This window comes from Rhodoplanes roseus (genome assembly GCF_003258865.1).
Taxonomy (GTDB): Bacteria; Pseudomonadota; Alphaproteobacteria; order Rhizobiales; family Xanthobacteraceae; genus Rhodoplanes; species Rhodoplanes roseus.
On sequence record NZ_NPEX01000013.1, the window covers coordinates 39,859 to 47,940 of the forward strand.

The 8,082-nt window shown below is 71.3% G+C and carries 7 protein-coding genes; 4 read left to right on the forward strand and 3 right to left on the reverse strand.

Annotated elements, in window-relative coordinates:
• From CH341_RS35705 to CH341_RS03550, 3 genes are all read left to right on the forward strand, one after another.
• A partial coding sequence (locus CH341_RS35705; protein ID WP_245430856.1) for a GntG family PLP-dependent aldolase occupies positions 1-662 on the forward strand: 662 nt, incomplete at its 5' end.
• A 217-nt stretch (positions 663-879) separates the two neighbouring features.
• Positions 880-2,103: an efflux RND transporter periplasmic adaptor subunit gene (locus tag CH341_RS03545; RefSeq protein WP_245430857.1), complete on the forward strand. Its 1,224-nt coding sequence runs from the start codon at positions 880-882 to the stop codon at positions 2,101-2,103.
• A 2-nt stretch (positions 2,104-2,105) separates the two neighbouring features.
• Complete coding sequence (locus tag CH341_RS03550) at positions 2,106-4,076, forward strand: MacB family efflux pump subunit (protein ID WP_245430858.1); 1,971 nt, start codon at positions 2,106-2,108, stop codon at positions 4,074-4,076.
• Between the two features lie 32 nt (positions 4,077-4,108).
• On the opposite strand, the gene CH341_RS03555 is transcribed toward CH341_RS03550, so the two are convergent.
• Both CH341_RS03555 and CH341_RS03560 read right to left on the reverse strand, forming a co-directional pair.
• Positions 4,109-4,834: an AprI/Inh family metalloprotease inhibitor gene (locus CH341_RS03555; protein WP_111417650.1), complete on the reverse strand. Its 726-nt coding sequence runs from the start codon at positions 4,832-4,834 to the stop codon at positions 4,109-4,111.
• 66 nt (positions 4,835-4,900) lie between these two features.
• Positions 4,901-5,878, reverse strand: a complete 978-nt coding sequence (locus CH341_RS03560) for a 2-hydroxyacid dehydrogenase (RefSeq protein ID WP_111417651.1) — start codon at positions 5,876-5,878, stop codon at positions 4,901-4,903.
• A gap of 161 nt (positions 5,879-6,039) precedes the next feature.
• On the opposite strand from CH341_RS03560, the gene CH341_RS03565 reads away from it, so the two are divergent.
• Positions 6,040-6,645: a PH domain-containing protein gene (locus CH341_RS03565; protein WP_111417652.1), complete on the forward strand. Its 606-nt coding sequence runs from the start codon at positions 6,040-6,042 to the stop codon at positions 6,643-6,645.
• A gap of 10 nt (positions 6,646-6,655) precedes the next feature.
• Here the strand turns inward: CH341_RS03565 and CH341_RS03570 are convergent, their stop codons facing one another.
• Entirely contained in the window at positions 6,656-8,026 is a 1,371-nt protein-coding gene (locus CH341_RS03570; RefSeq protein ID WP_245430859.1) for a 2-oxo acid dehydrogenase subunit E2, read from the reverse strand.
• Positions 8,027-8,082: the final 56 nt, after the last annotated feature.

The window sequence follows — 8,082 nt, forward strand, 5'->3', positions numbered from 1 at the left end:
GTCCGCCGGCCGGCCGGGTCGGGGCCGGCCTCGTCTGGCTGGAGACGACCCACAACGGGGCCGGCGGCCGCGTTCTGCCGCTCGACCATCTGCGCGACGTGTCCTGGCTGGCGCATCAGAGCGGCGTGCCCGTGCACATCGACGGCGCGCGGCTGTTCAATGCCGCGGTGGCGCTCGGCGTCGGCGCTGATCGTATCGCGGCCTTCGCCGACACCGTGATGTTTTGCGTCTCCAAGGGACTGAGCGCGCCGGTCGGCAGTGTGCTGGCCGGCCCGGTCGAGCTGATCGTCCGGGCCCGGGCGCTGCGCCGCATGCTCGGCGGCGCGATGCGCCAGGCCGGCGTGATCGCGGGGGCCGGCATCGTCGCGCTGGAGACGATGGTGGAACGCCTCGCCGACGACCATGCCGTGGCGCAGCGGATCGCGACCGGCCTGTTCGCGCTGGATGCGTCGCTGATCGATCCGGCCACGGTGGAGACCAACATCCTGCGCATCGACGTGTCGGCGACCGGCCGCAGCGCCTCCGTCTGGGCGAGCGATCTGGCAGCGGCGGGCGTGAGAGTGCAGGCGAGCGGTGACGCTCAGCTTCGTCTCGTCACCCATCGCCACGTCGACAGCGCCGCAGCCGATCGTGTCGTCGCGGCGTTCGCAGCGGCGGCGTAGAGCAATTCGCCCGTCGTGGCGAACTTCGCCCCGCCGGGCGCAGTCGTGTTTCAGACTGTTTCGACTTGTTCCTTGTTATTGCAAATGTAAAGAATTCAACGTCGGTTGACGCGCCGAAGCTCCGCCGAATACATAGCCACACGATGTGTGACCGTGGATCTTATCAGGTGCTCGTGCGTGGCTCCAAAGCGCGTCGGACCTCCGGGCGTTTCGCCTCGTGACCCGCCGCTCACGTCTCGTGCTGCTCGCCGCCGGTCTCGTCGGCCTCGTCGGCGGCGGCTGGCTGATCAAGGTACGGCTGACGCCGCCACCGCTCGCCGACGTGATGACGGCGGCCGTGACGGTCGGCGACATCGAGGAGATCGTGCTGGCGAGCGGCACGCTCAAGCCGGTGAAGCTGGTCGCCGTCGGCGCACAGGTCTCGGGCCGCATCACGGCGCTGAAGGTGGAGCTCGGCCGCAAGGTCGCCAAGGGCGATCTGATCGCCGAGATCGACTCCCTCACCCAGCAGAACACCCTGCGCACCGCGATCGCCTCGCTCGACGAGAAGCGCGCCCAGCGGGTCGAGAAAGAGGCGACGCTCGCCAATGCCGAGGCGACACTCGCCCGCCACCAGCTCACCTTCGCCCAGAAAGCGTCGTCGCGCGCCGATTACGATACGGCCGAGACCACGGTGAAGACGACGCGCGCCCAGATCGCGCAGCTCGATGCCCAGATCGTCGAGGCCGAGGTGGAGGTGGAGACGGCGCGCATCAATCTCGGTTACACGCGCATCACCGCGCCGATCGACGGCACCGTGCTGGCGATCGTCGCGCAAGAGGGCCAGACCGTCAACGCGGTGCAGTCGGCGCCGACCATCGTGGTGCTCGGCCGGCTCGACGTGATGACGGTGCGGGCCGAGATCTCGGAGGCCGACATCGTCCGGGTGAAGCCCGGCCAGGACGTCTGGTTCACCATCCTGGGCGATCCCGAGCGGCGCTTCCATGCGACCCTGCAGTCGATCGAGCCGGCGCCCGAATCGATCAAGACGGATTCCAGCTTCAGCACGACGTCGACCTCGTCGACCTCGTCGAGCTCGTCGTCGTCGACCAGCACCTCGGCGATCTATTATATCGGCCTCTTCGACGTGCCGAATCCCGACGGACGGCTGCGGACCTACATGACGGCTCAGGTCCGTATCGTGCTCGGCGGGGCCAAGGCCGTGCCGGTCGTTCCGGCCGCCGCGCTCGGTGGCCGCCGTGACGACGGCACCTATCCGGTGCAGGTGATCGGCGCGCGTGGCGAGATCGAGAGCCGGGCCGTGACGGTCGGGTTCAACACCAAGGTGATGGCGGAGATCCGCGCTGGCCTGACGGCGGGCGAACGCGTCGTCACGGGCCGGCGCAACGCCGAGACGCAGGCCCAGACCCGCATGGGCCCGCCGCCCCCGATGGGGTTCTGACCGTGGCCACGTCGCCGACCGCGCCGGCCCTGATCTCGCTCTCCGGCGTGCGACGCGAGTATCCGGCCGGCGAAGGCACCATCGCGGCCCTGGCCGGCGTCGACCTGGAGATCCGGGCCGGCGAGATGGTCGCGATCGTCGGGCCGTCCGGGTCCGGCAAGTCGACCCTGATGAACATCCTGGGCTGCCTCGACCGGCCGACTGCCGGCAGCTATCGCATCGCCGGGCGGGACACCGCGGCGCTCGGTCCGGACGAGCTCGCGGCGCTGCGGCGCGAGCGCTTCGGCTTCGTGTTCCAGCGCTACCATCTGCTCTCCGAGCTGACGGCGCTCGGCAATGTCGAGATGCCGGCGACCTATGCGGGGACGTCTCCGGCAAACCGAAAGCGCCGCGCCGCCGCGCTGCTGGGGCGGCTCGGCATGGCCGACCGGCTCGGTCACCGGCCCGGCCAGCTCTCGGGCGGCCAGCAGCAGCGCGTCTCGATCGCCCGCGCGCTGGTCAACGGCGCCGACGTGGTGTTCGCCGACGAGCCGACCGGCGCGCTCGACCGCGCAAGCGGCGACGAGGTGCTGCGCATTCTCGACGAGCTCAATGCCGAGGGCACGACCGTCGTGATCGTCACGCACGACATGGCGGTGGCGAGCCAGGCCGAGCGCATCGTCGAGATCAGCGACGGCGTCTTGGTCGGCGACCGGCGCGTGCGGGAGCCGGCACCCAGGACGCCGCGGCAGGCCGCCGTGGAGCCGGGTGCGGCGTCGCCCCTGCGAGCCGCCGCCGACCGCTTTCGCGAGGCGCTCCGCATGGCGCTGCTCGCCATGAACGCGCACCGCTTGCGCACCGTGCTCACCATGCTGGGCATCATCATCGGCATCGCCTCCGTCGTCTGCGTCGTCGCGCTCGGCGAGGGCTCGCGCCGCATGATCCTGTCCAACATCTCGAGCCTCGGCACCAACACGCTCGAGGTCTTTCCGGGCGCCGACTTCGGCGACGTCCGCTCCGCCAAGGTGAAGACCCTGGTGATGGACGACGCGCGCGCTCTCGCCGGGCAGCCCTTCGTCGCCGGGGTGACGCCGACGGTCTCGACCAACAGCACGCTGCGGCACGGCGCGCTCGAGGTGAGTGCCATGATCAACGGGGTCGGCGAGCAGTATTTCGTCGTCAAGGGGACCAAGCTGGCCGACGGGCGCTTCTTCGACGGCGGCAGCGTCGCGACCATGGCCCAGGAGGTCGTGATCGACGAGAACACCCGCAAGGCGCTGTTCTCGGCGGAGGCCGACGGCGCGGTCGGCCGCACGCTGCTGATCGGCAAGGTGCCGTTCCGGGTGATCGGCGTCACCAGGCAGCAGCAGGGCGGCTTCGGATCGAGCGCCAACCCGTCCGTCTACCTGCCTTACACGACCGTGCAGGCCCGCATTCTCGGCAGTTATTCGTTGCGCAGCATCACGGTGCTGGTGGACGACGCGACCGATACCAAGCTCGCCGAGCAGGCCGTCGTCGACGTGCTGCGGAAGCGGCACGGCACCAAGGATTTCTTCATCCTCAACACCGACGACATCCGGCGCACCATCACGGCCACGGCCGAGGTGCTGACCTTGCTGATCGCCGCGATCGCGGTGATCTCGCTGATCGTCGGCGGCATCGGGGTGATGAACATCATGCTGGTGTCGGTGTCGGAGCGGGTCGGCGAGATCGGCGTGCGCATGGCGGTGGGGGCACGCCGGAGCGACATCATGCAGCAGTTCCTGATCGAAGCCGTTCTGGTGTGCCTGATCGGGGGCCTGATCGGAATCGCGACGGCGCTCGCCTTCGGGGCGGCCTTCGCGGCGGTCGGCTCGAGCTTCAGCCTGGTCTATTCCGGCACCTCGATCGTCGCGGCCGTGCTCTGCTCGACCCTGATCGGCGTCCTGTTCGGCTGGCTGCCGGCCCGCAACGCCTCACGCCTCGACCCGGTCGCCGCCCTGGCGCGCGACTGAGGCGCGACCGCAGCGCCGCCTCCGCTGCCGCCTTACTGCTTCACCATCAGGATCGGGTCGCGCGTTTCGGGTACGCGCTGCCAGGTCTTCGGCTCGGTCTCCTCGAACCGCCAGGTCTGGCTGCGGGCGCCGGCGAGGACGAGCTCGTCGCGGTCCATCGACCAGGCGGTCGGCGCGAAGCGCGTGATCGCGGCGTCGCAATTGGCGCCGAGCCGCAGCGCGAAGCCGTCGCCGGCCGGGGTGGCCGCCAGCGTGACCGGGCAGAGCGTCCGCCCGCCGCGGGTGAGCGACCACTGGCCGGCCATCTCCTCGACGCTCGGGGCCGGGCGTTTGAGCGAGGCGACCGTCTGCAGGAACAGGATGCCCTCGCCGGGCTTGGGCGCCTCCCACAGGCCCTGCTCGACCTCGCTGAACTCCAGCATCGCCTTGCCGCGCGCGTCGACGAACCGCAGGAAGTCGTGCTCGCCGAGGGTCCAGGCGGCGGCGTCGCGCAGGAACGGGAAGATGCCGGCGCACCCCTTGTCGAAGTCGATCTTCATGCCGACCGAGCCGGCGGCGTCGGTGCGGAACGAGACGGCGCAGCGGCGGTCGCGGTCGGCGTTGGAGAACTCCCACTGCGTGCCCGCGACCGTGCGGGCCGCCTCGCTGGGGCCGGGCGGCGGAGTGGGCGACTGGGCGGCAGCCGGCACGGCCAGCAGCACGGCGGCGAGAAGCGGGGCGGCGAGACGCGCTGGGCGCGCGATGGATCGGGTTCGCATGCGCTCAGGCTAGATCATTTTTCGCCGCGGCGGGAGCCCGCCGCGCGACCGGCCCAGCGCCGCCCCTCATGCCGCCGGCGGCCAGGGCGTCTCCGGCACCGGGGTGAGCGGCCCCTTGCCGGCGAACCAGGACGCGAGATTGTCGACCACGAGCTGGTCCATGCGGGCCCGCGTGTGGGCCGAGCCCGAGCCGAGGTGCGGGAACAGCACGACGTGATCCATGGCGATCAGCTCGGGCGGGACATGCGGCTCGTCGGCGAACACGTCGAGGCCGGCCGAGAAGATCGTGCGGCTTCGCAGCGCCGCGATCAGGGCCTGCTCGTCGACCACCGAGCCGCGCGCCATGTTGATCAGGATGCCGTCCGGACCCAACGCCTCGAGCACCGCGGCGTCGACCAGGTTCCTGGTCGCGGCGCCGCCCGGCAGAATCAGCAGCAGCACGTCGACGTCGCGGGCCATGTCGAGCAGCACCGGATAGTGGCGGTACGGCACGTCGGGATTGGCGCGGCGCGTGTGATAGACGACCGGCACGCCGAAGGCGTCGAGCCGGCGCGCGATGGCGCGGCCGATGCGGCCCATGCCGACGAGCCCGACCCTGCGGTTGCGCAGCGTCGCCTTGCTGAGCGGATAGGCGCCCTGCGGCCACTTGCCGGCGCGCAGATGGCGCTCCGCCCGGGGCAGCTCGCGGACCGTGCACAGCAGGAGGCCCAGCGCCGTGTCGGCGACCTCCTCGTCCAGCACCTCGGGCGTGTTGGTGACGACGATGCCGTGCCGTCCGGCCCACGCCGCGTCGATGTGGTCGTAACCGACCCCGAAGCTCGACACGATCTCCAGCCTGGGAAAGCGCTGCATGAAGGCGGCATCGATCTTGTTGGCCGTGTAGGCGACCGCCAGCGCCCGGATCCGGTCGGCGACACCGGCAAGAAAGCGGTCCTTGTCCTCGGCCTCGATCAACCGGTGCAGGGTCGAGATCGGCGTCAGTCCGCCGACGATCACGGGCTTGCTGTGTCCGACCAGGAGTATGTCCGGGGTCTCGCCCGCCATGGCGTCCTCGCTGCCTTCATTTGCACGTCTCCCCGGCTTATCAGCGGCCGGTCCGGCGCGGCAAGGCCGGGCAGCGCGGCAAGGCCGGGCCGCCGGCCGATTCCACCCCTCGGCGAAACGCGCTATGGCTAGGGCGCCGAATCCGGGAGAGCCTGCACGCCATGGGCTATGTCGAGACCGTTCTGCAGCCGGGCGAGATCGTGCGGTTCCGCACCAAGCGGCACTGGGTGCTCTACCTGCCCGGCCTCGCCGTCGCACTGCCGGCCGCGGTCTGGCTCGGCGTCGCGGTGGTCGCCTATCTGGAGGTCGATTTTCCCCAGACGTCGGACCGGGTCTGGCTCGGCGCCTCGGCGGCGGTCCTTGCGCTCGGCATCGTCCTTCTGCTCCGCGCCTGGTATCGGCGGAGGTTCACCGAGCTCGCCGTGACGGACCGCCGGGTCATCTACAAGGCCGGTCTGCTGCGCCGCTCGACCAGCGAGATGCCGCTCGACCGCATCGAGAAGATCGATGTCGACCAGGGCATCCTCGGCCAGGTGCTGGATTTCGGCACGCTCACCGTGAACGGCGTCAGCAGCCGGATCGACTCCGATCGGTTGCGCCGCATCGCTGCGCCGAACCGGTTCCGCAGCCAGGTGATCGCAAGCGACCGTCCGCCCGCCCCGCGGCCGCTGGTCGAGGAGCCCGGTGCCGTGCTGGTCGCCGCGCCGGTCGAGGTCGCACGCATCGCGGCCGTCCCCGAGCCCGCCGCCGCGTCTCCGGGCCGCTGACCGCGGCCGGCTACACCAGCAGCCCGACCGGGTGCTCGATCGCCTTGCGGAACGCGGCGAGCAGCTGGGCGCCGAGCGCGCCGTCGACCACGCGGTGGTCGCAGGACAGCGTCACGGTCATGCGCGTCTCGAAGCGCACGCCGCCGTCGTCGGTTTCCACCGGCCGCCGCTCGGCGGCGCCGACCGCCAGCAGAGTCGATTGCGGCGGGTTGATGATCGCGGCGAACTCGCGAACGCCGTACATGCCGAGATTCGACACCGTACTGACGCCGCCCTGGTACTCGCCGGGCTTGAGCTTGCGGTCGCGGGCGCGGGCGACCAGATCCTTGGTCTCGGTCGCCAGCGTCGACATCGGCTTGGCGGCCGCGTCGCGCAGCACCGGCGTGATCAGCCCGCCCTCGAGCGCCACCGCGATTCCGATGTCGACCCGGCTGAAGCGCAGGATGCGGTCCTCGGCCCACACCGCATTGGCGGCCGGGACATGCACCAGCGCGCGGGCCAGCGCCCGCACGACGAAGTCGTTGACCGACAGCCGGTAGGCGGGATGCCCGTCGGCGCCTGCATGGGCCGCGAGGTTCGCGTCCTTGCGCAGCGCCAGCAGCCGGTCGAGCGTCACGTCGCAGGTGAGATAGAAATGCGGGACCGTCTGCTTGGCCTCGACCAGCCGCGCCGCGATCGTGTGGCGCATCGTGTCGAGCGCCACCTCCTCGAAGGAGCCGGGTTCGTACAGCGCCTTCACGCGCTCGACCGTTGGACCCGAGGCGAGGCGTGGGCCGGCGGCGGCCGCGCCGCTCGCGACCGCATGAGCGACGTCGCGCGAAAAAATGCGGCCGTGCGGGCCGGTCGGGACGATCGCCGAGACGTCGATGCCGGCCTCGGCGGCGAGCCGTCGGGCGAGCGGCGTGATGGTGCGGCCGCCGGCGAGACGGGCCTGGCCGAAATTACGCTCCGGCGTGCGCACCGCATGGAACGGATTGAGCGGGCCGGCCGGCGCCCGCGTCGCCGGCTGGGGTGCCGCGTGTGGGGCGGCGGCTGGAGATGGCGATGGCGGGGCCGGGGCGGGGGCTGCGGCCGTGTTGGCGGGCGGGGCACCGGTCGCCGCCGTGCCGGTGGTCGGGCCGGGCGGCGTCGCCGCGCCGTCGCCGGACATCACCGCGACCACGGCGCCGACCAGCGCGGCCTTGCCGGCCGGCACGCGGATCTCGGCGATGACGCCGCCCGCGATGGCCGGGACCTCCATGGTGACCTTGTCGGTCTCGATCTCGAACAGGTTGTCGCCGGCCGCGACGGTGTCGCCGACCGACTTGAACCAGGTGATGATCTTGCCTTCGGCGACGGTCTCGCCGAGCTGCGGCATCAGGATGTCCATCGTGGTTCCCACTCCTGCCTCTTCTTCACCCTCCCCTGGAGGGGGAGGGTCGGGCGTGCGCGTCAGCG

Bases quoted from the DNA above. Each gene is read 5' to 3' on its own strand.
- CH341_RS03555 (WP_111417650.1), bottom strand. From the start codon at position 4,834: ATGCGAACCCGATCCATCGCGCGCCCAGCGCGTCTCGCCGCCCCGCTT.
- CH341_RS03565 (WP_111417652.1), top strand. From the start codon at position 6,040: ATGGGCTATGTCGAGACCGTTCTGCAGCCGGGCGAGATCGTGCGGTTC.
- CH341_RS03560 (WP_111417651.1), bottom strand. From the start codon at position 5,878: ATGGCGGGCGAGACCCCGGACATACTCCTGGTCGGACACAGCAAGCCC.